We start from the raw sequence: 25,194 nt of genomic DNA on the forward strand, positions 1-25,194 counted from the left end.
TCGGGACCGCGAGACCGGCTTTGGGCAGAAACGGCGGGCTGATAATCATGATCGTTATTGTGTGTGGCTGTATTTGGAGCTGGGCTGGTAGTCGCTCACCGGCAATTACGGCAGGCTGATGGACGTATTGCCGGGCTCTTCGAACGTGAACGAGGCCGCCCTGATACGGAATTCACCCAGACAGTCGAAAACGACGTTGCCGTTCTCGATGGTCATCGACGCGTCGCCGCTGGCCACCATCGCACTAGTTTTGGCGTTCACGAGCACATCCATATCGGGAAAACCGTGCCGTCGGATGTTCGCGAGTGAAACAGACCGGCAGAGAAACGTCTATGGGCCGGACGCCGATATGACGCGACGCTCCCATGCCGTCCGCGAGCAGCCGGTCATACGTATATGGGCAATCGTTATAGAAGGTTTCAGAATGATCGCGGCCACCGCAAAGCGGTGGCCGCGGCACGCGGGATCAAACGCGAAGTCTGTAGACGCGTCGATGGATTTCGTGCGCAGCGAGCACGCGACGTCGATCATCCGGCGGCCGGCGCAGCGGAAGGAAATCGCGAATCTGGTGGTGTACGTGTGCTCGCCGCAGGCTTCGGCGACGACGGACGCCGCGCAGTGCGCCGACGGCGGCGTGCTCGATACGATCGCTTGATGGCGCGGATGGCCCGAATGACGAGCACGGCAGGCGCGGCGACGCGCCTGCCGTGCTATCGGGAAGCGGCCTTGTCCGGCTGGAGCGTGCCCTTGCGATCGGCGTCCATGCAGGTATCGAAGCCGTGTTGCGTGACGACCCCGGCGTTGTCGAATACGACGAAGAAAGTGCGGTGATCGTTGTCGTGCTCGATGAAGTAGTTGTAGCAGACGCCGCTGCCGTTGCGGACCATCCATACGCTGCGCGGGTTGCCGCCCGCGCGGACGACGTCGGCACGGGTTGCACCGTGCCGCGACGCGGCCCTCGCCAGCGGCGTGCGCGAATACGAGAACGGCAGCCACGAGTCGAACCATGCGCAGCCATGCAGCATCAGGCAACTGGCGGCCAGCGACAGCGTCGCTGCGGGACGGGACATCGAAATCAATCGCATGCTTGGAGAAATCTGCTGCGCCCTGCCGGCGTGATCGAAAGCCTCATGCTACTCGACCTTTGGGTCCGGATCGAAAAGAAATGTTGAGACTTGTGTCCGATGCGCCGCATCGCGCCGGTCCGCCCGATTTCGATCGTCACGAATCGTTGGGCTACCGGGCGGATTCGCGCGCACGTGCGCATCGTTGCGCCGATGTGCCGAATCGGTGCAACGGCCGTCATCGTCATGCGACCCATTCGGCCCACAGCATCGTCAGCACCGTCATCAGCGCGGGGCCGACGAACAACCCGATCAGCCCGAACGTCTCGGCACCGCCCAGAATGCCGAACAGCACGAGCAGGAACGGCAAGCGGGTCGAACTGCCGATCAGCACCGGCCGCACGAAATGCTCGGCGACGAACACGACCACGAAGCCGACCGCCAGCACCACGACGGCCCACGCGGTCGCCCCCTGCACGAACAGCCAGAGCGCCGCGCCGCAGAATACGATCGGCGCGCAGAACGGTAGCATCGCGGCGACCGCCGTGACGAGACCGAGCAGCGTCGCGTGCGGCACGCCCGCGAGCGCATACGCGACGCCGAGAATGGCGCCCTCGCCCAACCCGACGACGACCAGTCCTGTCACCGTGCCGTACACGGCCGCGACCATCCGTTCGATCAGATCCGCACCACCGCGGCCGAACGCGCGCCGCGCGCCCTGCAGCAACGCGCCCGACAACTTGTGGCCGGCCCTCAGGATCACGAACAGCGTGACCAGCATGAAGCCAAACTCGAACAACGCATGCGCGAGCTTCGAGCCGAACTGCCGCCCGAATGCGATGAACTTCTCGCCGCTCGCACCGTGCATCGCGGTAGCCGCATGCAGCGGATGACCGAGATTGGCTTGCCACCAATCGGTGATCTGCGCGGCACCGTACGGCAGCCGACTGACGACGTCCGGCAACGGAATGCCGTTGTCCTGGATCGAGTGCAGCCACATGCGCAGGTCGTGCTCCTGCGAGATCGCCTGGCCGAGCGCGAGCGCGACCGGCAGCACGACCAGCAGCGAAACGCCCGCGGTAATCACGGTCGCGATCAGGGTCGGCCGGTCGCGAAACCAGCGGTCCGCTTCGAAACGTTTCAGCAACGGCCACAGCGCAATCGCAATCACGCAGGCCCACGCGATGGCGGGAAGGAAGTCGCGGATCACCCACAGCGCGAGCACCAGCAGCGCCGCATACAGCACGACGCGGGCGATCTGCTGCGCGCGCGGCCGCGCGGCGGAATCCTGGGACGGGGAGACATGTGCGCGCATGGCACCTCGGTCGAAATGAAAAAATGGCGGCTCGCGCAGGCCGGAAGCCTGTACGAACCGCCATTCTATCCATCGGCACCGCAACGGCATGCGCACGCCATGTCATGCATCGTCAAATGCGTGCCGCGAACGCCGCGCCGCCGCGCGATGCAACGCGGGCTCAGGCCACCTTGTCGGCGACGCGATAGCGTTCGAGCCAGTGCGCGTACGGCGCGGGCAGCGTCCACGACGGACGCTCGACGCCGAGCTGCCTGGCCGCGTAGTACGGCCAGTGCGGATCGGCCAGATGCGCGCGGCCGACCATCACGAGATCGAGCTGCTGCTCGGCGACAACGCGATTGGCGAGTTGCGGCGTGTCGATCCCCCATGCGGACGACACCGGCAGGCCGGTCTCGCGGCGCACGCGCTCCGCGACCGGTGCAAGGAACGCCGGGCCCCACGGAATCCGCGCGTCGGGCGTCGAGAAACCGACCGACACGCTCAGCATGTCGAGCCCTTCCTGCTTCATCCGCTGCGTGAGCGCGATCGATTCGGCGAGCGTTTCTTCATCGCGACCGTCGTATTCGATCACGCCAAGACGCGCCGTCAGCGGCAGGTGCTCCGGCCAGACCTGGCGGACGGCCTTCAGCGTGTCGACGAGGAAGCGGCCGCGGTTTTCGGCCGAACCGCCGTACGCGTCGTCGCGCTGGTTCGAATGCACGGAGAAGAAGCTCTGGCCGAGATAGCCGTGCGCGAAATGCAGTTCGAGCCATTCGAAGCCGAGGTCGCGGGCGCGCTTCGCCGATGCGACGAAGTCGGCCTGCACGCGGGCGATGTCGTCGAGCGTCATCGCGCGCGGCATCTTCGGCAGGTGCGCGCCGAACGGTACCGCCGACGGTGCGATGGTCTGCCAGCCGCGCGGATCGCCGTCGGCGATATGGTCGTCGCCTTCCCATGGACGGTTCGCGCTTGCCTTGCGGCCCGCATGCGCGATCTGGATGCCCGGCACCGCACCGGCCGCCTTGATCGCCGCGACCGACGGCGCGAACGCGGCGGCCTGCGCATCGGTCCACAGCCCGGCGCAGCCCGGCGTGATTCGGCCTTCCGGCGACACAGCCGTCGCCTCCGCGATCACGAGGCCCGCGCCGCCGCGCGCGATGCCGGCCAGATGCACGTGATGCCAGTCGTTGACGACGCCGTCTTCGGCGACGTACTGGCACATCGGCGGCACCGCGATGCGGTTGCGCAGCGTGACGTCCTTGAGTTTGAACGGTTCGAACAGGGCAGACATCCACCACTCCTTTGCTTGGTTCTACGAAACGACTGGATGAGCCGCCGAGCGGTACGCACGGCGGAGCGATTCAGGCGGTCGCCGGGCCGGTCGCGCCCGGTGACGCAAACGGCCTGGCGCCGGTCGCGCCGGCGCCGGGCCGGCTTACTGACGGCCGAGCTTCGCGAGCAGCGCCTCGGCAGCGGGTTCCGACGACGCGGGGTTCTGCCCCGTGATCAGCAGCCCGTCGGTAACGACGTGCGGCGCCCAGTCGGCGCTGCGCTCGAACTGCGCGCCGTTGGTCTTCAGCATGTCCTCGACGAGGAACGGCACCACTTCCGTCAGCTCGACGGCCGCTTCCTCGCTGTTGGTGAAGCCCGTCGCACGCTTGCCGCGCACGACCGATTCGCCGGTTTTCGGGTCCTTCACGTGGCGCAGTACGCCCGGCGCGTGGCACACGGCCGCGACCGGCTTGCCGGCCGACAGCGCGCGCTCGATCAGGCCGATCGAATGCAGGTCCTCGGCGAGGTCCCACAGCGGGCCGTGCCCGCCCGGGTAGAACACCGCGTCGTAATCGTCGACCGACACGTCGGCCAGCTTGCGCGTGGCGGCCAGTTCGGCCTTGGCCGCCGGATCCGCATCGAAGCGGCGCGTCGCGTCGGTTTGCGCGGTCGGATCGCTGCTTTTCGGGTCGAGCGGCGGCTGGCCGCCCTTCGGCGACGCGAGCGTCAACTCGACGCCCGCATCCTTGAACGCGTAGTACGGCGCGGCCAGTTCCTCGAGCCAGAAGCCGGTTTTCTTGCCGGTGTCGCCGAGCGTGTCGTGCGAGGTCAGGACAACCAGAATCTTCATGATCGGACACTCCTTCGAAATGGGGGAACGGAGCCGCGTCGCGGCAGCGGCCAGCGTGACGCACGCCGCGTGCCGGCGGCGATGACGGCGCGCCTGCCGGTTAGGCTGCTGGCGCGTGTCAATGTGCCGGCCACGTTACCGAAAATGTTGCCCAGAGCCTATTAGACCAGTCGTCTATAACTGGCTCGAAAAAAAGCGGCGTCTCCTGCACGACCAGCATCGCAGCGCGGATGGCAATTTCGCGTCCCACGCCGCGCGTCAGGAACGACGTCGCACTCATGAGGCTGAATGATATCTACTGATTAGACCGGTCGTCTAGTGAATGATCCTTCATCCCTGCAATTGTCATGGCCTTTCGATACCCCTCACTACCCGACTGGCGCTCCATCGCCGTCGATAGCTACTGGTTGATGGCGGAATCACACGTCAACCGACATGACCTGCTGCGATGCGACGAGCTTCGGCGGCGTCGGGCATTTGCAAATACACAGATCGTCGCTCAGCGCGACGCGTCTTCCATCCGGCCCCGTCATTGGAATTCGCTGCCCCTCGCATTGAATCTTGCCGATGGACTTGCAAGCCGGACAAATCACGTCGTCGTCTTCGTGCGCGATATGTTTATTGTCCAATACGAACGGTGTTCCTTTTGCTCGGACCGTTCCGGCCACGGTCGTGTGATCACCGTCGAGGATGAGGTATCGAGTCATGATTTGCGTCGTCTATTCAAAATCAAGCTTCGTCGAGGTAAGCGACGAGTTCCCACGCGACAGATGCAATGTGCTGCCGCGTACCCATCATGCTGTCGAGGACTGCCAGCCGACGCGGTTCATGCACGACGACGGACGGCAACGCATCACCTTTTAGAAACCGGCGTTTCGCATCGCCGACCTGACCAGCATCGAGTTTCGCGCACCATACGCCGTCTTCCGGACACCGCTGACCGGTATGCGCGACGGTGCCCAAGGGCAGACGTGCCGCAACGGTCTGCTGCTGATCGTGTTGCGAAGTCTTTTCTGCAGTAGTTGCCAGAGGCAAGCCGGTTGCCGGGTCGAGATTCTTCTCCTTCGCCATCTGATCGATGACCTCGTACGCCGGCTTTTGCGGCGGCACAGCAACGTCCTGTTCTTTCTGCCACTGGAACGTGCCATCCCACGGCGGAAGCTTTGCGGGTGGAAGGGGCACGATCTTGTCGATGTCCGGAACCTTGGGATTCCGGCCATCGTTACGATCAATGAATTCACCGATTAGCTCATAGCGCCGCGAACGTTCGGGGTCTTTTTCAAGTCCGAGATAATACAATTTATTGGATTCCGGCGGCCCTCTAAAGCCTTTTTCCAGAAAGGACGCAGATTGTGAATCTCCGGCTGCAACGCCTTTCTGAAAGATCTTGATTGCCTCTGCGTAGATTGCATCTTCCATCCGATCCACACCCAACAAATTTGCCGCTTGTCCAAATCCTTGATCAGCAGAGCACGCCAACATCTGGCGCGCGATATCGGGGGCATTATCATTTGGCAATAATTTATCACCAACATAATACTGAGCCTCCGGGCTTCCGAGGTCAGCCGCTTTTCGGAAGTAACGCAGCGCCGATTCGGAATCCTGTTTTAGGCCATAGCCGATTTCGAGATAGTGCCCGACAGCGTAATAGCCGCTGGGAATGTCGCGCTTAACAAGCAACATAGCGAGATCGACCGCCTCTGCCCGTGGGTCAGGTGAATCCACCAACCCTTCCGAAAGGAGCGATTGTAAATTCTGGTTCGCCTTGTAGTGACCATGTGCCGCCGCAATCCGGTAATACCGGGCAATATCGCTGTAATCCTTTGACCCTTCTCTTTTCTCTAGATAGCGGGCATACCGAAACAGACTGTCGGCCTCCGGATCAAGTGACGGCAGATGATCTCCTTGATGCACACATGTAAATGCGAGGTTGGCGCGAACAGCGCTCATGTCAGGGGAAGATGTCACGGGGCTATCCTTTTTGGTACAGGCACATAATGCAAACGCAGTAGCAATGATTAATAGGTTTTTTTTCATATATCAGTCGCTACGATTAATGGCTGTGGACGTTCTCAGAAACCCAACGAGCGAGGCGATTGGAGCTCCGTTGTGATTCTTTCTAACCTTATTCCGGTTAATAATTTCACCCCAAGTTTTGAATGCTTTCGCCGGGTCTTCCTGATCACCCGCGTCGTTGCCCGCATGCAGATTCCACAACTGCAGCCTCAGCGACTTCGCCAAATCCTGCTGCTCTGTACAAATATTCAGTTCGCTATCACCTTCCATACTGCGGGAATTGATGTTCGCAGAACCGATGGTCGTAAACGCGTCATCGACGGTCATCAGCTTGGCATGGACGTACACCGGAACCCAGCCGCCAGCGGGCGAGTCCGGTGCGACTAACGTACACACGTGAACCTTCAGCCCTGTTATGTCCTTTGTCGGAATGTCGATCTTGTTTGTGTCGTCCTTTTCCAGCTTATCTTGGTCGCTCGTCTTATCCGCAATAGTCTGACTTTGACGTTTCAACTCATTGATTTGCTGTTGGAGGTCCTGTTGGCGCAACCTGCTTTGCTGAATGAACGTCATGACACCCTGGACTGCAGAGGACGTATAGTCCACTCCCTGTGTCGCAATCTTCTGCTCGGCAGCTTGCTCGGCTGCAAGTTTCGCTTCGAGTGCCTTCTGCTGTACTTCAAGCGATTGCTTGTCTAGCTCACGTACGACACCCGGAATCGAATTGCTCTGACCAAGCGCGTCAAGCATACGATAGGTGTTGAACGAGCCGGGACCCACGCCCTCATCGCTGGAGTTTGTGATGACAAAAAGATGAATCGGTCCGTGATAGCCGGGATCGCGTCCACCTTTGATTTGCTGTTGCACCGCCTCCTTGATCTGATCAGCAAGCGGCACCCATCGGAAGTATTGGTTCTGGATAAAAACGTACTTCGTCGCGTTATTCGCGGCCTGGAGGTACATGGCTCCGATATCCGTTACCACGCCCTTCGATGTCGATTGCTTCGATTTCGTGCGCACTATCTGCGCCATCACCGTCGCTCCAGCGTCCGGCCCGACGCGCATCGTCAGGCGCTTTTCCATACCGGCACGGGCTTTTCCGAGACTTTGCCCCGTGGCGGCATCCCATGCCTGACAAAAGTTCGCGTTCAAATATTGAAGAACGGGGCCAGTGACGCGACTTGAAATATCCTGCCAGGGAAATGGCCCGCAACGTCCTTGATCAGGTTCGTTGCGCTTGGCGCTGTGATCGTCTTTGTCCCAATACTGATCGAGCATGTTGTGGCCCATCACGAACCCCGTCGCGAGACTCGGGTCTTCGTAATCGATCAGCACCATTTTTTGGTGATGGGTCGGCGTAGCGATAGCCGTTAAGCCGGCGTTCATTACCTTGGTGCGCGTATCTCTCGTAGAATCTTTGCCGCGCATGTAGAGCCGCCACGCGTTTTCGACCCGCGCCTTTAAGTCGAAGTCACGCGTCGCAAATTCAACATTCGAGAAGGTAAGCGGATAGTGGGCCAGCCAGTTGACCTTGCGCTGAAGAGACTCCTGCCACGAACCAGTCATGCTCACGTTGTTCAGGTTGGCACAGTAATACCAAAACGTATCGTAGATCCGCTGAGTGGTGGTCTGATAGTCTCGCGACATCAGCGAGGCTTTTTTGTACACCCAGTCGGGCGTGAGCGCCTTGATCCAGGTTTGCATACTGTATCCGGGCATGTTGTTCTCACCCCACTGAGACACATACCAGTCGTCATGCCAGCACAGCAGGCGGACCCTAACATTTTCTTTGCCCTTCTGTACTAGCAGGCTCCCGATGGTTCTCGCACCGGCCTCGCCACGTCTGAAGTACATCGACGGCTGGAATCCCCAGCAGATGATGTCGACTGAGTGTTTCGCATCGCGGATTGCGTCATACACTGCACCGAATGCCTCTTTACCGTTTACTAGCGGCTTGAACGTGGCCCACGTCGGATTGTATTCCGTGTGTTGCACGAACCAAGGCAGAGTGATGTTGCCGGTGCTCGTGTGGTTCTGCGCAATCGGTGTCGTAATCGTCTTGGTCAGCGTTGCCATGGTTTATGCTTCCGAAGAGGGATTGAGCAGATCGAAATAATTCTGTCGGTGCGCGGCTCGGTCCGGTACGCCCTCGCTGCCAGATAGACCTTCGTGAAACGGGAACCCCTGGTTCGCCAGCTTGCCGTTTACGGCATCGTGATACTCACCGGGAACGGGAATTTCATGCTTGACACCGTTTGCCAACTCAAGCGTGTATTTCTGCGTCGCCACGTGGTGATCGATAGGCAACTGCCCGGACTTATCGAACACACCTTGCTTGACCAGCGCGCCATCGGCATACAGCTTATAGGGCATGCCGGCTGGGACCGAACCAGTCGCCGAAGGCGACGCAAACGTGTTCAGCGACAGTTTCTGAACCGGCGAGTCCTTGAACGCTGGGTTCGTGATATCGACCCGCGCCGGGCCGGCGAACGAATAGCTGGCGGCCTTGAAGTCGATCTTGCCCGGCGAGTGGATATTGATGCTGCCGTCCTGACTGATCTGGATAATTGCACCGCCGCATAAAATCCGGATTTCCTTTCCTGACGCTACCTCGATCACATCGGTAACCGAGCGGATATGCAACGCCAACTGAGCCGCCAGATCGATCACGCCGGCATGCGCCTGAATATCGATGTCGCCCTTGCCAGCGATGGCCTTCATACCGCCGTTCTGCGCAAAGAGGCTGATCAGATTGAGCGCTGCGACGATCAACGACTGCCCCGACGCGACAGTAGTTGTCTGGCCGCTAACGAGATTGATGAGTTGGTCTGCCGCGAGATGAACCGATTGCTGCGTTGACGCCGCAATTCCCGCTGGGCTGTCCAGCAGCATCACGGGTTCTTTGAAAGCGTTCGCGGTGCCTGTGCCACCACCCGCCGTGCGCCCCCCCTTGGCCTCGGGCGTCTGTGGCAATTCCAGTGCGTCCGCGAAATGCTTCAACGCGTCGTGACCGGTCTTGAGGTCTGCTGCCTGATGCCCCTTGCTGGCTTCTGACAACGAATCAACCAAGTTCCCCGCGCGGGACAGTTGCTGACTCGCCTCTCGCACGTCCAATTGTTCGGCGTCCGGCGACTTGTGCTGCGTGCTGATCGCCATCCCCTGATTCGCCCGCATCGCACCGAACGCGTCGGTATGAAGCTTGTAGCCGATCCCACGATATCCGCCCCGCGTATTACCCGTCTGGTCGATTAGATATCCTTGATGGAATAGGTGATACGTGCCTCCCGAATAGCTCGTCAGGCGCTGGCCGCCCTGATGTGTGGAATCGTCGTGAATTAGCGCGTTGTACGCGCCGGTATTGCCGAAGCCGCGCGACTGCTGGCCCGACTTCAGTACATCCGAATGCCACGGCTGCTGAGTGGTCCCACCGGGCAGCCTACCCAGCACGAAGGGACGATCACAATCGCCTTGCCAGTAACCGATAGCGACCCATTCACCTTTGCGGGGAACGTGGACCGCACCGTAGCCGTCACCGGTGTCGCCCTGCATGACGCGCATCCACGGCGACGTGTTGTACTCGTCCGGCTTACTCTGCCGGTCCCATGCGAATCGGCCACGAATCTCGTTGTTCTTGTTCGTCCACGCTTCCTCGCCGTCCGGCGCGCCGACGAGCAGATGCTCAACCTGCATCACCGGCTTCTTGTGTTCGAGCGGACTGCGGTACACGACATCGGCGCGCTGGGCTTCGGTCTTCATCAAGAAGAAGCCGACCGAACCGTCATCCGCATGGGGCCGAGACACCGACGCCTGTTCGTATTCCGCCTGAACGCGGTCGAACTCCGGTTGCATGCTGAACGGAAATGCCCCCGCCTGACGGGCGAACGGTACGTTATTCAGGATGAACCAGTGCGTCTCGACCGCCAGAAACTCCCGGTCCTTCGGATCACGCTCATCGTGACGTGGATGGTCGTTCAGCACGAACCGCGACCCTGCATCGAGCCAACGCACTCCGCCAACGCCGATAAAGCGGCGAGCCATTGCGTCCCATGCCTGCGTCCGAATCCGCGCACGGCGGCCACCGCTGTCGGAGTCCGGATAGCCCAAGGTCGTCGGTTCATACACGGTCGCAGGTACACCCGGAACACTGACGGTTTCCTTGTCCCGGTAATGCTGGACCGTGTATGTCGTCGCCTCCATCAGACTACTCGCAGCGAAGCTGGTGCCCGGTCGATCCTGATCGAACGAGGTGGACTTGAACTCCATTGGCTGTGCAGTCTGCTGCATCACCCACTGCGTCAAGCCATCGATTTCATCGCCCGTGTTGCTTCGGGAATACGTGACATCGTGCGCTTCCGGCAACGCCGAGATGCTGTCCACGATCACCAGCGTGGTGTTCGGTGGTTCGTTACCCTTGACGGGTGCATGCTCCCAATAGAAGTACCACCCTTCGTCTTCCAGCAGACGTTGAACAAAATTCAAATCCGATTCGCTCTGTCGCGTGTATGTGCGTGTACTTGGCTGGCTGCTGAGATTGAACCGGTAGTGCCCGCGCAACTGAGGGTATTTGTCGAATACGGTGCTGATGCTCTGGACAGCGTTCGAGTCCAGCCAGTAATAATCGTCACGACCTTCGCCCAAGAAGAACAGGGTGGACGCGAACTCGATCTGGTAAAGCGATAGCGCACCATCGGCCCCCAATCGCCTGATCTGATGCACGAAGCCGTGAATCGGACGATACTCCGCGTCGGCATAGCGTGTTGTCGATTGCTGAATCAACAACGACACCTGCTGATGCATCAGCGCAAGCAATTCGATGTCGTCGCGCGTGGATACCGCATCAACCGTCCAGCGATAATCACGGCCGATCTTCGACCAGCCTTTCGCGCGAACGGGCGTGAGTACGTTATCGCCCAGCGGGGTGCACAGCATCAGCAAACGGCCATGCTGCATGAGGCCACGGTTAATCGCATCGAAGATGTCGCTGTATCTCAAACTCCCCGAATCTGTCGGTCTGAGTGCCATCTGTTCTTGTCCTTGTCTCTCAGGTTCGACCGTCACAAGGATGCAAGGCAAAAAGGACGGTCCGCGGTCGTGAATACTGCCGCTCGCGCGATTTTATCTGGAATAAGGCAAATACGTGACATGAGGCGAACTCGTCGGCCGTTTGCTTGACGATTTTTTGCGCTTGCTCCGTAAGTAATTCACCAAGTAACAAGGAGCGCGTTATTTTTTTCGTTTTTCTTTCATATTTGCGCGAAACCTCCCAACTGCCTATGCGTGAGCAAGCGGCCCAGCGACCAAGTTGCCGATGCTCGCGCTGGAATGAACAATCAAGATGCCGTGGCTCGCGTTCCGACACGGCGACAGCAAGTCGTTAGCGAGAAATTCGCTCAGTCGCGTTTAGGCGTCTGCAATGACATCTGATGCGGAATTCAGCAATTGCTCATCTTGGAAAACTAGCCGCGCGGCGGCCCGTCCGTATCGCCGGCCTCGATCACCGGCATCTCGAGTCGATGGCCGCGGACGCCGTCCGCGAGCAATCCCAGCATCAGGTCCGCCAGCGAACGTCCGGTCGCATGTCCGGTCGGCTGCACCACTGCCGTCACCCGATGCGGACGCGCGACGTCCGGCGGCACGCCGTCATAGACGATCAACGACATGTCGTGCCCCAGACGCACCCCGTTGTCGACCAGCGCGCGGAACGCGCCGCCGCCGGCGATATTGTTGTCGACGAGCAACGCCGTGGGCCGTTCGGTCCGCGCGAGCAACGTCTGCACGCCCTGCTGCCCACCGTCGCGCGTAAACGGACACTCGACGAGCAGCGCCGGATCGGCCTCGATGCCGGCCTCGCGCAGCGCCGCGAGATAGCCGGCACGACGCTGCATCGCGAAATTGAGCGACAGCGGCGCGCTGATCATCGCGATGCGCCGATGGCCGAAGCCGATCAGGCGCCGCACGGCATCGCGCGCGCCCGCTTCGTTGTCGAAATCGAACCATGCGTAGGGTTCGGCGGTTTGCGTGCGGCCATACGCGATGTACGGAAACGCGTTCGACCGCAGGTAGGCGATGCGCGGATCGTCGACCAGCGTGCGCGCGACGATCAGCCCGTCGACGAGCTTGCCGTCGACGAGCCGTCGATACGTGTCCAGCTCGGCGTTCGGCCGCGCGGCCGCGACGATGAAGTCGAGATTGCGCTCGGCGAGCCGCTCCGTGATGCCCGCGACGACTTCGCCGAAACGCGGATCGCCGAGGTCGCCCGCGCCGAACGGATACACGATGCCGATCGCATCGGAGCGCCCCGTCGCCAGCCGGCGGGCGGTCGGGTCCGCGACATAGCCGAGTTCGCGCGCGGCCTTCATCACGCGTTCGCGGGTCGCCTCGCTCACGTCGTCATAGCCGTTCAGCGCGCGACTGACCGTCGTGCGCGACAGCCCGAGCGCCTCCGACAGCGCCTTCAGATTCACCTTCACGTCGCTCCTCGCGTTGTGTTTTCCATCCGTCCGAGCCACTTTCTGGCAATTATTTCCGAACAGTAGTTATTACCGTCAAATATTTATCTTTTGACGTCCAAACCGGTTTGAAATAGCATCCAAACCGGTTTGGACATCGATGCCGCCGTCAGTCGTTCCCTTTCACCGTCAACGGAAAACAACGCCGACATGACTTACTTTCCTTTTTGCCGCGCGACCGCGGCCAAACGTTTGCTGTTCGCCGGCGCCGCACTGGCCGCCTTCTCGTCCGTTTCGCATGCGCAGACCGCCGGCGCTCCCGCGCCGACGCCTCACACGCAGCAGGCATACGACCCCGAAGGCAACTTCACGATGCGCTGGACCCGCGCGGACATCCGCCAGATCGTCGCGCAGTCGCATACGGCCGGCGCCGACAAGAACTCGCTGCCGCAAGCGCTGACGATGCCGGACATCCCGCAGGATTTCCCGCTGATCAATTCCAACGTGTGGGTGTGGGACACCTGGCCGCTGGCCGACCTGCGCGCGAACCAGCTCAGCTACAAGGGCTGGGAGGTGATCTTCTCGCTCACCGCCGATCCGCACGCGGGCTACACGTTCGATGACCGCCACGTCCACGCGCGCATCGGCTTCTTCTATCGCCGCGCGGGCATTCCCGCGTCGCAGCGGCCCGCGAACGGCGGCTGGACCTGGGGCGGCCATCTGTTCCCGGACGGCGCGAGCGTCAAGGTGTTCGGCACGTCGCCGATGACCAACAACGCCGAATGGTCGGGCTCGGCGCGCCTCACGCACGGCGACAACGTCAGCCTGTATTACACCGCGACGTCGTTCAACCGCTCGGCGCCGGGCGGTGCCGACATCACGCCGCCGCAGGCGATCATCACGCGCGCCGACGGCCATATCCACGCCGACGACAAGCACGTGTGGTTCAGCGGCTTCGACGATCACAAGGCGCTGCTGCAACCGGACGGCAACTACTACCAGACCGGCCAGCAAAATACCTACTTCTCGTTCCGCGATCCGTTCGTGTTCACCGATCCGGCGCACCCGGGCAAGACCTACATGGTGTTCGAAGGCAACACGGGCGGCCAGCGCGGCGCCCGGACCTGCACCGAGGCCGATCTCGGCTACGCGCCGAACGATCCGTACAAGGAAGACCTGAACGCCGTGATGAACTCGGGCGCAGTGTATCAAAAGGCCAATGTCGGCCTGGCGGTCGCGACGAACCCGCAACTCACGGAATGGAAGTTCCTGCCGCCGATCCTGTCGGCCAACTGCGTCGACGACCAGACCGAGCGCCCGCAGATCTATCTGAAGGACGGCAAGTACTACCTGTTCACGATCAGCCACCGCACGACGATGGCCGCGGGCGTCGACGGGCCGGACGGCGTCTACGGCTTCGTCGGCAACGGCATCCGCAGCGACTTCCTGCCGCTGAACGGCGGCAGCGGGCTCGTCCTCGGCAACCCGACCGACTTCTCCGCGCCGGCCGGCGCGCCGTATGCACAGGACCCGAACCAGAACCCGCGCGAATTCCAGTCGTATTCGCACTTCGTGATGCCGGGCGGGCTCGTCGAGTCGTTCATCGATGCGATCGGCCCGCGCCGTGGCGGCACGCTCGCGCCGACGGTGAAGGTCAACATCAATGGCACGTCGACGGCGGTCGACCGCACGTACGGACGCAGCGGCCTCGGCGGCTACGGCGACATCCCGTCGAACCTGCCGGCGACGGGTGACGGTCACAACGGCGGCCCCGGCACCCGGCCGTAACCATCACGGCGGCATAGCCTGTCCGTTTTGCAGGTGCGCATCGCGCGAGTCGCGTGTGCGCCTGTCCTTTTGCTACGCAGACCGCGCATGCCGCCCTTGCCGGCGGCATGCGCCCTTCTTTCCCGCTTCGCGCGGCGAAACGGGCCCCCGCATGAGATCGACGTTTTCCCGCTTTTCCTTCCGGCTCGCCGGACTCGTATTCGCGTGTGCGGCTGGCGCGCAGGCGGCGCACGCGGCATGCGCCGCGCCGCCCGCGAACGCGACGCCGCAATGGCGACCCGCCATCCATTACACGCCGCAACGCAACTGGATGAACGATCCGAACGGCCTCGTCTACGAAAACGGCCGCTATCACCTGTTCTATCAGTACAACCCGCTCGGCCACGACTGGGGCAACATGTCGTGGGGCCATGCGACCAGCACCGATCTCGTCCACTGGCGCGAGCAGCCGGTCGCGATGCACGCGAATGCCACGGAGGAAATCTTCTCCGGCTCGATCGTCGCCGACACGCACAACACGTCCGGCCTCGGCACGCCGGGCAAGACGCCGCTCGTCGCGCTCTATACGAGCGTCTACAAGGCCGGTTCCGGTCACGCACCCGGCACGCAGGCACAGTCGCTCGCGTACAGCCTCGACCACGGCGCGACGTGGCAGCCCTACGCGCACAATCCGGTGCTCACGCTCGACCCGGAGTCGAAGCAGTTCCGCGACCCGAAGGTGTCGTGGTACGCACCGGGACGCTACTGGTTGATGACGACCGTCGTCGCCGACGCGCACGTCGTGAAGCTCTACCGTTCCGACGACCTGGTCCACTGGTCGTTCCTGAGCGACTTCACGCTGCCGGACGTGCCGCATGCAGGCGCGCTGTGGGAAATGCCCGACCTCGTGCCGCTGCCCGTCGACGACGATCCGCGGCACATCAAGTGGGTGATGATCGTCAACGTCAACCCGTGGTCGATCGCCGGCGGTTCCGGCGCGATGTATTTCGTCGGCAACTTCGATGGCCGTACGTTCGTTCCCGATCGCGTCGCGCCGGCCGGTTCCGATCCCGCTCAATTCCGCTGGGTCGATCATGGCGCCGACTTCTATGCAGCCGGCACGTTTTCGGGTGCGCCGGGCGCCCGCCCTGTCGCGATCGCGTGGATGAGCAACTGGGACTACGCGGCGAAAGCGCCGACGGCACCCTGGCGCGGCGCGACGACATTGCCGCGCGAGTTGGCGCTGAAGACGATCGGCGGCGAACCCACGCTCGTCGTGACGCCGGCCGCCGCATTCGATGCGTGGGCCGACGGGCGGCCCGCCGTGCATGAAGGCGATCTGAGCGTCGACTCCGCCACGCGCATGCTGCCGGCCGCGACGCGCGGCGTGGTCCAGCGCATCACGGTGACGATCGCGCCGCAGCGCTCGGCCCGCGCAGGCTTGATCGTGCGCGGCTCGGCGGACGGTGCGATCGGCACCCGGATCGTGTACGACACCGCGAAACGCACGCTGACGCTCGATCGCTCCCGCTCTGGCGCAACGGATTTCGCCGGCACCTTCAGCCACGAGCACATCGTCGATCTGCCGCTCGAGCACGGACGCCTGCAGCTCGAGATCGTCGTCGATCGCGGGTCGGTCGAAGTGTTCGCGAACGGCGGCCGCACGGTGCTGACGGACCTGGTCTTTCCGCCGCTCGATGCGGACCGCGTCGCTGTGTTCGCCGAGCATGGCAGCGCGACGTTCTCGGGGCTGACGGTAACGCAGCTCGATGCGCGCGACCCAGCCCGTGACGCCTGTGCATCGCGCTAGCGATACGGATTGACGGCGGGGGCTGCGCCGCCCGACGTCACGTCAGGCGAGGCAGCCCCCGCCGCTTGTACGCTCAGAGCAGCCCCATCCCGCCCGACGCGATGATTTCCGCGCCGACGATGAATGCGGACTCGGGCGCGCTCAGGTGCAGCACCGTCGACGCGATTTCGTCCGGCGTGCCGAAGCGGCCGATCGGGACGAGGCCCTTGATCTTGTCGGCCGTCTCGTCGAGCGTGGCCGCATCGAGCCCGAGCTTGCCGTACAGCGGCGTCTGGACCGGCCCGGGGCTCACCACGTTCACCCGCACGCCGTGCGGCAGCAATTCCGTCGACAGCGTCTTCGCGAACGAGTTGACGGCCGCCTTGCTCGCCGCATACACGGACGAACCGGGCATCCCGATGTGCGCATTGATCGAGCCGTTGATCACGATCGATGCGCCGCGGTTCAGCAGCGGAACGAGCGCCTGGATCTGGAAATACGCGCCCTTCACGTTGGTGTTGAACACGAGGTCCCACATCGCCTCGTCGCTATCCGCGAACGGCGCGAGTTTCGCGACGCCCGCATTGATGAACACCGCGTCGAGCCGCGCGCCGGACGCCGCGATCGCGTCCGCCAGCGCCCGCGCCGACGCAACGCTGCCGGCCTCGTTGCGGATCGCGAGCGCGCCGTCGCCGAGCGTCTCGCGCGCGGCGGCGAGCGTCCGCTCGTCGCGGCCGGTGATGATGACCCGCGCGCCTTCGGCCGCGAATGCCCGTGCGGCCGCGAGGCCGATGCCGCTGTTGCCGCCCGTGACGAGTACCGTCTTTCCTTCGAAGCGTTGCATGATGTTCTCCTGTGAACCTGTGAGTTGACCGTGAACACAGCATGCGCGCGGCGCCCGGCCATGCCGTACGACCGGCGCGGCAGACATGTTCGAAATCTTCGAACATGTCTGCCGGGGCCTGCCGGTCGCGAGCCCGGCTGACGCTCTCAGCCCGTCACGTCGATCCCGTCGAGCAGCCGCTGCGCGAGCCTCGGTTCGCGCAGTTGCTCGAGCCACCATTGCAGCGCGCGGCCGTCGCGGTCGCCGCGCCACGCAACATACAGCACGTTCGGCTCGCGCGGATCGACCGTTTCCTTCTCCACCAGCTCGCCGCGCGCGAGCAACGACGCGACCCGCCGGCGCGGTACCCAGCCGACGCCGAGCCCGTCGCGCTGCGCGAGGATCTTCGCGCGCATCGACGGCACGGCGAGCACCGCCTGGCCGCCGAGCAGTCCGTACGCACGGCCGGCCGTGCGCCGCGACGAATCGGCGACGACGACTGCGCGATGCGCGCCGATCGCGTCCCGGGTGAGCCGCTCGCTCGCCGATGCCAGCGGATGGCGCGGCGATACCGCGAACACCCATTCCATCACGCCGAGCTCGAACCACTTGAAGCCCGGAATCGCCGGCGGCTCGTTGGTCGCGCCCACGACCAGATCCGCGCGGCCGTCGCGCAGCGCTTCCCAGGTGCCGCCGAGCACTTCGTGCGTGAACCGCAACGACACGCCCGAATCGAGCGCATCGAACGCGTGCACGACCGGCAGCAGCGTGTCGAACTCCAGCACCTCGTCGCTGACGATCCACAGCCGGTCCTCCCAGCCGCTCGCGACCTGCCGCACGCGCTGCGTGAGCCGGGCGACATCGAGCGCGAGGCGCGACGCCTCGTCGGTCAGCAGCTGCCCGGCCGGCGTGAGCTGCAGCCGGTAGCCGCGCCGATCGAACAGCAGCGCGTCGAAACGCGCTTCGAGCTGTCGCGCGGCGTGCGACACAGTCGACGGCGCCTTGCCGAGCCGTGCGGCCGCCCGCGACAGGCTGCCGGTGGCGCGGATCGCATCGAGCAGCGCGAGTTCGTCTTCGGACAGCATGAGTTGCACTCCGGTCGGGGGGTGTGGTGGATCGTAAGGCAGCGGCGGGCGGCGGTCCAATCGAATGACGCTGTGCGCGGGGTGGGGTGGATGCCGGGCCGGCCGGTATTCATCTTGAAGCGGGTCTCGCGAATCCGGACGGCCTTGCGTCCAGCGCTCATCGCTCCGGCAACGGCACGCGCCTTCCCGGGCCGCCCGAAGTCGTTCGCGTGTTCCCGGAGGCCATTCAGGCGACGAACTTCCGGTATGCTGACCGGCATCAAATCCGGACATCCGAGGTAACCACTGCGATGGACATCGCGATCCGCATCGAAGGCCGTCACGACCTGACCGGGCAAATCTTCCGGCAATTGCGCACCGCGATCGTCGACGGACGGCTCGAGGGCGGCGCTCGGCTGCCGTCGACGCGCGATCTCGCGAAGCAGCTCGGCGTGTCGCGTAAAACGACGCTCGACGCGTTCGAGCGGCTCGTCGCCGAGGGCTACCTGAACACGCGCGCGGGCGACGGCACGTTCGTCGCGGACGGCCTCGCGCGGGTTCCGCATGCGGCGGCGGGCTCGACGCCGTCGCTCGTCGAGGACACGCCGCGCGTCCACGCGGTCGACGCACGGGCGCTGTGGGACGACCTGCCCGATGCGCTCGCGATGCCCACGCCGCAGGACTCGCCCGCCTTCGACTTCCGCGGCGGCGTGACCGACAAGGCGCTGTTCCCGTTCGACGCATGGCGCCGCTGCCTGCATCACGCATTGCGCCAGCAGGCGCGCGGCCCCGGCCAGTATCACGACCCGGCCGGCGATCCGCAGTTGCGCGGCGCGATCGCGCGCTACGTCGGGTTCAGCCGCGCGGTTGCCTGCGGCTGGGACGACGTGCTCGTCACGCAGGGCGCGCAACAGGCGCTCGACCTGATCGCGCGCGTGGTCGTGCGGCCCGGCGACGTCGTCGCGGTCGAGAATCCCGGCTATCCGCCGGCTCGCGCGGCGTTCGCGTCGCTCGGTGCGACGGTGATCGGCGTGCCAGTCGACGCACACGGCCTTGTCACCGAGCGGCTGCCCGACGACGCACGGCTCGTCTACGTGACGCCGTCGCACCAGTTCCCGCTCGGGATGCCGATGACGCTGGACCGGCGCGTCGCGCTGCTCGAATGGGCGCAGCGCCGCCGCGCGGTGATCATCGAGGACGACTACGACGGCGAGTTCCGCTTCGAAGGCCGGCCGGTGGAGTCGCTGAAGAGCCTCGACCGCACGAGCCTCGTCGCGTACGTCGGCACATTCTCGAAGACGATCTTTCCCGAACTGCGCATCGGCTACGCGATTCCGCCGCGCGCGCTGCGCGGCGCGCTCGCGAAGGCGAAGCAGATCGTCGACTGGCATACCTGCACGCTGACGCAAGCGGCGCTCGCGCGCTTCATGCTCGAAGGCGATTTCGCGCGGCACCTGCGGCGCGTGCAGAAACACTACGACGCGCGCCGCAAGATGCTGCTCGCGCACCTGCGCGGCGACCTCGCGCCGTGGTTCGATACGATCGTGCCGACCGCCGGCATCCACCTGGCCGCGCACCTGAAACCGGGGCTCGACGAAGCCGCACTGGTCCGCGCGGTCCGCGGGCACGACATCGGCCTGTACGGGATCTCGGCATTCCACGTCGGCTCGGCGGCGCGCGCGGGGCTGCTGTTCGGCTATGGCGGAATCGACGCGCTGCGCATCGACACCGCGCTCGCGAAACTCGCCGAGCTACTGGGTTCGAACAGCTTCGGCAGCTCGCCACTGGTTACCTGAATTTCGCCAGAATTGGTCATTCAAGCGGGCCAGTTGCACGCTTAAAGTGGGTCCTGTCGCGCCACCGTGCGCACCCAACCGAAAAAGGACCTGCCATGCAACCGCGCCTGAACTTCTATACCGCCAGCCCGAACGCGATCAAGGTAATGCGCAACGCCGAGGAATTCATCGCGAAGAGCTCGATCGAGAAGCCGCTCGCCGAGCTCGTCCGGCTGCGCGCGTCGCAGATCAACGGCTGCGCGTTCTGCGTCGACATGCACACCACCGACGCACGCAAGGGCGGCGAGACCGACCGACGCCTGGCGACGGTGGTCGTCTGGCGCGAAACGCCGTTCTTTACCGACCGCGAACGCGCGGCGCTCGAATGGACCGAAGCGCTGACGCTGGTCGCCGACAACCACGTGCCCGATTCCGTCTGGGAAGCCGTGAAGCCGCACTTCAGCGACACGGAACTGTTCGAGCTGTCGATGCTGATCGCGACGATCAACACGTGGAACCGCTTCGCGATCGCGTTCCGCAAGATGCCCGAGTAAGGAGACGACGATGATGCATTCCCGCTCCATGCTCCGCCACGCGCTCCTGTGCACGGCGCTCGCGCTCGGCGCCGCGCTGCCGGCCGCCGCCCACGCGCACGGTGCCGACGACAACGTGCACGCGATCATGCGGCAGGCCGTGCCCGAAGCGCCCGGCAAGCTCGCCGTCGTCGCGACCGTCGACTATGCGCCCGGTCAGTCCTCCGAAGCGCACAAGCACCTCGGTTCGGTGTTCGCGGTCGTGTCGAAAGGCGAAGTGCTGTCGCAGGTGAACGGCGGCCCGGTGCGCCGCTACCGCGCCGGCGAAGGCTGGTACGAGGCGCCCGGCTCGCGCCACCAGGTGTCGCGCAATGCAAGCGCGACCGAGCCCGCGCAGCTCGTCGTGTTCGGGCTGACGGGCGAGCACGAGCCGCTGAAGTCGCCGATCGATCAGTGACGACGTTTCAGGCGCGCGCGCCGGGCACGCGCCTGTTTCATGACCCAGACCGGTTTCCCCGCCGGTTGCGTGCGGATGCCTCACCGGTTTCCGCCGCTTCGCCCGCCATTTCCCCCCGCCGCTTCCTCATTAGCCGCTCCCTACACAGCGCCCCCCGCACGCGGCCGTCCGTCGCGCGACCTCCCCGCTCGTCCGCACCGCCATGCGACGCACGCCCGATCGCGCTCGTCGCGCGCGAAAACCCTTTCTTGAAATTAACTAACTCATCAATTAGCGTCGTCTGCATGAACGCGAAATCCACCGTCGCCAGGCCGCGCGGGCGCCGCCCGTCGGTGGAGGACTTCGACCTGCGCGATCACATGCTCGATGTTGCGATCCAACTGTTCGCCGAGCGCGGCATCGCCGCGACGACGGTCGCACAGATCGCCACGGCCGCCGGCGTCACGTCGGCGATGGTCCATTACTACTTCACGAATCGCGAGCAACTGCTCGATGCGATCGTCGAGGAGCGGCTCGCGCAAGTCATCGCGTTCGTGTGGCGGCCGACCGCGCCGCAGATCGAAGGCGATCCGTTCGCGCTCGTCGCCGAACTCGTCGACCGGTTCTTCGACGTTACGCATCGCATGCCCTGGCTCCCGTCGATCTGGCTGCGCGAGATCGTTCACGAAGGCGGCCTGCTGCGCGAGCGGATGGTCCGCCGCATTCCGCTCGAGCATGTCGGGCGTTTCGCCGAACGCATCCGGGCCGCGCAGCAGGCCGGCACGCTGAACCCATCGCTCGAACCCGCATTCCTGTTCCATTCGATCATCGCACTCGTGATGCTGCCGCTCGCGACCGCGAAGCTGTGGCAAAGCGCGCGCGGCCTGCCACCGATCGATCGCGACGTGCTGCATCGCCACGTCCGCGCGCTGCTCGACTCCGGACTGCAGCGGCCCGCCCCCGCGCCGGATGCGCGTTCTCGCGCGCCACGGAGGCCGTCGTGAGCACCGCCTGCCCGCTGCCGCTCGCGCTGGCCGCCGCCGCGCTGCTCGCCGGTTGCGGACGGCCGGCAGACACCGGCGCGACCTACCAGGGCTACGTCGAAGGCGAATTCGTCTACCTGTCGTCGTCGCAGGCGGGCACGCTGACGCAACTGTCGGTCGAACGCGGCCAGGCCGTCGCGGCCGGCACACCGGTGTTCGCGCTCGAGGCCGTCAGCGAAACGGCCGCGTTGCAGCAGGCGCAGCATCAGCTCGCGGCCGCACGCGCGCAGCTTGCCGACCTGCAGACCGGCAAGCGCGCGCCGGAGGTCGCGGTCACGCGCGCCCAGCTCGCGCAGGCCACCGCACAAGCCGCGCGGGCCGCCGCGCAACTCGCGCGCGACGAACGCCAGTACGCGGCCGGCGGCGTGTCGAAGCAGCAGCTCGACGATACGCGCACGGCCGCGCAGACCGCCGCCGCACAGACGCGCGAGTTGCAGAACCAGGTCGAAGTCGCCCGTTTGCCGGGCCGCACGCAGCAGGTCGCCGCCCAGGCCGCGCAGGTCGACGCCGCGCAGGCGGCAGTGGCCGAAGCACAATGGAAGCTCGACCAGAAGCGCATCGCCGCGCCCGCCGCCGGGCGCGTGTACGACACGCTGTACCGCGTCGGCGAATGGGTGCAGGCCGGCAATCCGGTCGTGCAGATGCTGCCGCCGCAGAACCTGAAGGTACGCTTCTTCGTGCCGGAGGCGGCCGTGGCGTCGCTCGCCCCCGGGCGTACGATCGCGATCCACTGCGACGGCTGCGCGGCCGACGTGCCCGCACGCATCACCTACGTGTCGCGCGAAGCCGAGTACACGCCGCCCGTGATCTACAGCAACGAGAGCCGGGCCAAACTCGTGTTCATGGTCGAGGCGCGTCCGGCGCCCGCCGACGCGCCGAAGCTGCATCCGGGCCAGCCGGTCGCCGTGAGCGTGCGATGAACGTGCCGCCCGCTCCGTACGCGATCGACGTCGACCGCCTGAACAAGCGGTTCGGCGACAAGCATGTCGTGAAGGACGTATCGCTGCGCGTCGCGCGCGGCGAGATCTTCGGCTTTCTCGGGCCGAACGGCAGCGGCAAGACCACGTCGATCCGGATGATGTGCGGCCTGCTCACGCCCGACTCGGGCAGCGGCACCTGCCTCGGCTACGACATCGTGCGCGACAGCGCGCAGATCAAGCGGCGCGTCGGCTACATGACGCAGCGCTTCTCGTACTGGGAAGACCTGTCGATCCGCGAGAACCTCGATTTCGTCGCGCGCGTGTACGGGATGGCCGACCGCCATGCGGCCGTCGCGCGCGCGCTCGACGGGCTCGGCCTCGCGAGCCGCGCGGACCAGCTCACGGGCGCGCTGTCGGGCGGCTGGAAGCAGCGCCTCGCGCTCGCCGCGTGCATGCTGCACGAGCCGGAACTGCTGCTGCTCGACGAACCGACCGCCGGCGTCGATCCCGCCGCGCGCCGCGACTTCTGGGAAGAACTGCACCGGCTGGCCGCGCAAGGAATCTCGGTGCTCGTCAGCACGCACTACATGGACGAAGCCGAGCGCTGCCACAAGCTCGCGTACATCGCGTACGGCGAACTGCTCGCGCAGGGCACGTCGGCGGAGATCGTCGCGTCGCAGCACCTGTCGACGCGCGCGGTGGCCGGCGAGCACCTGGCCGAACTGTCCGCGCGCTTGCGCACGATGCCGGGCGTCGACCAGACGGTCGTGTTCGGCTCGGTGCTGCACGTGAGCGGCCGCGATCGCGCGCGGCTCGACGCGACGCTCGCGCAGGTGTGCGGCAACGCGTCGTTTCAGGTCGCGCCGATCGACACCGGGCTCGAGGACGTGTTTATTTATATGATGGGCCGCGCGCCCGGCCCCGCCGGCGGAGCGCCGTCATGAGCGCGCGGGCGAGCATGCGCGGCGCGTTCTCGGTCGCGCGCTGGTGGAGCATCGTGCTGAAGGAATTCCTGCAGCTGCGTCGCGATCGCGTGACGTTCGCGATGATCGTCGGCGTGCCGATCATCCAGCTCGCGCTGTTCGGTTTCGCGATCAACACCGATCCGAAGCATCTGCCGACCGCGGTGATCGTTGCCGATTCGAGCCCCTTCACCCGCAGCTTCATCGCCGCGATGCGCAATTCCGCGTACTTCGACATCGTCGAAACGCTGCCCGACGAAGCGGCCGGCCGACATGCGCTCGCGCGCGGCGACGTGCAGTTCGTGCTGAGCGTGCCGGCCGATTTCTCGAGGCGGCTGCTGCGCGGCGAACACCCGTCGCTGCTCGTCGAGGCGGACGCGACCGATCCCGTCGCGACCGCGTCGGCGATCGGCGCGCTGCCCGGTCTCGTGCAGCCCGTCGCGGACAAGGACCTGACGGGCCCGCTCGCGCGCCTGAACGGCCGCCCGGCCGCGTTCAACGTCGTGCTGCACCGCCTGTACAACCCCGAAGGCATCACGCAGTACAACGTCGTACCGGGCCTGATGGGCGTGATCCTGACGATGACGATGGTGATGATGACGGGCCTCGCGATCACCCGCGAACGCGAGCGCGGCACGATGGAAAACCTGCTCGCGACGCCGGTGCGGCCGATCGAGGTGATGACGGGCAAGATCGTCCCGTACGTGTTCATCGGGCTGATCCAGGTGTCGATCATTCTCGCCGCCGCGCGGTACGTGTTCGAGGTGCCGTTCGTCGGCGGCGTGTTCGCGATCTACCTGTCCGCGCTGCTCTTCATTGCCGCGAACCTGACGGTCGGCATCACGCTGTCGTCGCTCGCGCAGAACCAGTTGCAGGCGATGCAGCTCGCGGTGTTCTATTTCCTGCCGAACATCCTGCTGTCGGGCTTCATGTTCCCGTTCGCCGGAATGCCGAAGTGGGCGCAGTTCATCGGCAACCTGCTGCCGCTCACCTACTTCAACCGCCTCGTGCGCGGCATCCTGCTCAAAGGCAACGACTGGGCCGACCTGTGGCCGTCGGTATGGCCCGTCGCACTATTCACCGTCGTCGTGATGAGCGTCGCGCTGCGCTTCTACCGGCGCACGCTCGATTAGGGGC

Annotated in this window: 21 protein-coding genes and 1 pseudogene; 10 read left to right on the forward strand and 12 right to left on the reverse strand. The window is 64.7% G+C overall.

Annotation, left to right across the window (positions count from 1 at the left end; genetic code table 11):
• Nucleotides 1–105: 105 nt before the first annotated feature.
• Nucleotides 106–261, reverse strand: a complete 156-nt coding sequence (locus tag DIE15_RS36800) for a hypothetical protein (RefSeq protein WP_185734521.1) — start codon at nt 259–261, stop codon at nt 106–108.
• 217 nt (nt 262–478) lie between these two features.
• Here DIE15_RS36800 and DIE15_RS20010 point away from each other — a divergent pair.
• Nucleotides 479–655, forward strand: a pseudogene (locus tag DIE15_RS20010) (oxidoreductase); the annotation flags it as partial.
• A gap of 55 nt (nt 656–710) precedes the next feature.
• Here the strand turns inward: DIE15_RS20010 and DIE15_RS20015 are convergent.
• From DIE15_RS20015 to DIE15_RS20055, 9 genes are all read right to left on the reverse strand, one after another.
• Complete coding sequence (locus DIE15_RS20015; RefSeq protein WP_124834162.1) at nt 711–1,085, reverse strand: hypothetical protein; 375 nt, start codon at nt 1,083–1,085, stop codon at nt 711–713.
• A 223-nt stretch (nt 1,086–1,308) separates the two neighbouring features.
• On the reverse strand, nt 1,309–2,379 hold the full coding sequence (locus DIE15_RS20020; RefSeq protein ID WP_057929822.1) for an AI-2E family transporter: 1,071 nt from the start codon (nt 2,377–2,379) through the stop codon (nt 1,309–1,311).
• A 160-nt stretch (nt 2,380–2,539) separates the two neighbouring features.
• The gene (locus DIE15_RS20025) at nt 2,540–3,649 is read right to left on the reverse strand and encodes an NADH:flavin oxidoreductase/NADH oxidase (protein ID WP_124834163.1); all 1,110 of its coding nucleotides are present in this window, start codon (nt 3,647–3,649) and stop codon (nt 2,540–2,542) included.
• 144 nt (nt 3,650–3,793) lie between these two features.
• Nucleotides 3,794–4,480, reverse strand: coding sequence for a type 1 glutamine amidotransferase domain-containing protein (locus DIE15_RS20030; RefSeq protein WP_124834164.1), 687 nt, complete (start codon nt 4,478–4,480; stop codon nt 3,794–3,796).
• 419 nt (nt 4,481–4,899) lie between these two features.
• Nucleotides 4,900–5,187, reverse strand: a complete 288-nt coding sequence (locus DIE15_RS20035) for a PAAR domain-containing protein (protein ID WP_124834165.1) — start codon at nt 5,185–5,187, stop codon at nt 4,900–4,902.
• A gap of 22 nt (nt 5,188–5,209) precedes the next feature.
• Nucleotides 5,210–6,517 carry a sel1 repeat family protein gene (locus DIE15_RS20040; protein ID WP_221624178.1) on the reverse strand — a complete coding sequence of 436 codons (1,308 nt, stop codon included), beginning with the start codon at nt 6,515–6,517 and terminating at the stop codon, nt 5,210–5,212.
• A gap of 3 nt (nt 6,518–6,520) precedes the next feature.
• Nucleotides 6,521–8,572 carry a phosphatidylserine/phosphatidylglycerophosphate/cardiolipin synthase family protein gene (locus DIE15_RS20045; RefSeq protein ID WP_124834167.1) on the reverse strand — a complete coding sequence of 684 codons (2,052 nt, stop codon included), beginning with the start codon at nt 8,570–8,572 and terminating at the stop codon, nt 6,521–6,523.
• Between the two features lie 3 nt (nt 8,573–8,575).
• Nucleotides 8,576–11,518: a type VI secretion system Vgr family protein gene (locus DIE15_RS20050; protein ID WP_124834168.1), complete on the reverse strand. Its 2,943-nt coding sequence runs from the start codon at nt 11,516–11,518 to the stop codon at nt 8,576–8,578.
• Nucleotides 11,519–11,952: 434 nt separating this feature from the next.
• Complete coding sequence (locus DIE15_RS20055) at nt 11,953–12,966, reverse strand: substrate-binding domain-containing protein (protein ID WP_124834169.1); 1,014 nt, start codon at nt 12,964–12,966, stop codon at nt 11,953–11,955.
• 189 nt (nt 12,967–13,155) lie between these two features.
• Here DIE15_RS20055 and DIE15_RS20060 point away from each other — a divergent pair, with 189 nt between their 5' ends.
• Nucleotides 13,156–14,733, forward strand: a complete 1,578-nt coding sequence (locus DIE15_RS20060) for a glycoside hydrolase family 68 protein (RefSeq protein WP_057929818.1) — start codon at nt 13,156–13,158, stop codon at nt 14,731–14,733.
• 151 nt (nt 14,734–14,884) lie between these two features.
• Nucleotides 14,885–16,522 (forward strand): glycoside hydrolase family 32 protein, encoded by a 1,638-nt coding sequence (locus DIE15_RS20065; protein WP_124834170.1) that lies wholly within the window; start codon nt 14,885–14,887, stop codon nt 16,520–16,522.
• A gap of 73 nt (nt 16,523–16,595) precedes the next feature.
• Here the strand turns inward: DIE15_RS20065 and DIE15_RS20070 are convergent, their stop codons facing one another.
• Entirely contained in the window at nt 16,596–17,345 is a 750-nt protein-coding gene (locus tag DIE15_RS20070) for an SDR family oxidoreductase (RefSeq protein WP_124834171.1), read from the reverse strand.
• 146 nt (nt 17,346–17,491) lie between these two features.
• Nucleotides 17,492–18,409, reverse strand: a complete 918-nt coding sequence (locus DIE15_RS20075; protein WP_057929815.1) for a LysR family transcriptional regulator — start codon at nt 18,407–18,409, stop codon at nt 17,492–17,494.
• A gap of 290 nt (nt 18,410–18,699) precedes the next feature.
• On the opposite strand from DIE15_RS20075, the gene DIE15_RS20080 reads away from it, so the two are divergent.
• The 7 genes from DIE15_RS20080 to DIE15_RS20110 all read left to right on the forward strand — a co-directional run bounded on the left by DIE15_RS20080 (nt 18,700) and on the right by DIE15_RS20110 (nt 25,190).
• Nucleotides 18,700–20,184, forward strand: a complete 1,485-nt coding sequence (locus DIE15_RS20080; protein ID WP_124834172.1) for a PLP-dependent aminotransferase family protein — start codon at nt 18,700–18,702, stop codon at nt 20,182–20,184.
• 95 nt (nt 20,185–20,279) lie between these two features.
• Nucleotides 20,280–20,717 (forward strand): carboxymuconolactone decarboxylase family protein, encoded by a 438-nt coding sequence (locus tag DIE15_RS20085; protein WP_057929813.1) that lies wholly within the window; start codon nt 20,280–20,282, stop codon nt 20,715–20,717.
• Nucleotides 20,718–20,727: 10 nt separating this feature from the next.
• A complete protein-coding gene (locus tag DIE15_RS20090) occupies nt 20,728–21,153 on the forward strand; it encodes a cupin domain-containing protein (protein WP_185734515.1) in 426 nt (141 codons plus the stop codon).
• A 284-nt stretch (nt 21,154–21,437) separates the two neighbouring features.
• Nucleotides 21,438–22,136, forward strand: coding sequence for a TetR/AcrR family transcriptional regulator (locus tag DIE15_RS20095; RefSeq protein WP_057929812.1), 699 nt, complete (start codon nt 21,438–21,440; stop codon nt 22,134–22,136).
• The gene (locus DIE15_RS20100) at nt 22,133–23,095 is read left to right on the forward strand and encodes an HlyD family secretion protein (protein WP_124834173.1); all 963 of its coding nucleotides are present in this window, start codon (nt 22,133–22,135) and stop codon (nt 23,093–23,095) included. The genes DIE15_RS20095 and DIE15_RS20100 overlap by 4 nt, the downstream gene beginning before the upstream one ends.
• Nucleotides 23,092–24,039: an ABC transporter ATP-binding protein gene (locus DIE15_RS20105; protein WP_124834174.1), complete on the forward strand. Its 948-nt coding sequence runs from the start codon at nt 23,092–23,094 to the stop codon at nt 24,037–24,039. The genes DIE15_RS20100 and DIE15_RS20105 overlap by 4 nt, the downstream gene beginning before the upstream one ends.
• The gene (locus tag DIE15_RS20110) at nt 24,036–25,190 is read left to right on the forward strand and encodes an ABC transporter permease (RefSeq protein WP_057929809.1); all 1,155 of its coding nucleotides are present in this window, start codon (nt 24,036–24,038) and stop codon (nt 25,188–25,190) included. The genes DIE15_RS20105 and DIE15_RS20110 overlap by 4 nt, the downstream gene beginning before the upstream one ends.
• The last annotated feature ends 4 nt before the right edge of the window (nt 25,191–25,194 follow it).

The organism is Burkholderia sp. Bp9031, assembly GCF_003857965.1.
Classification (GTDB): Bacteria; Pseudomonadota; Gammaproteobacteria; order Burkholderiales; family Burkholderiaceae; genus Burkholderia; species Burkholderia ambifaria_A.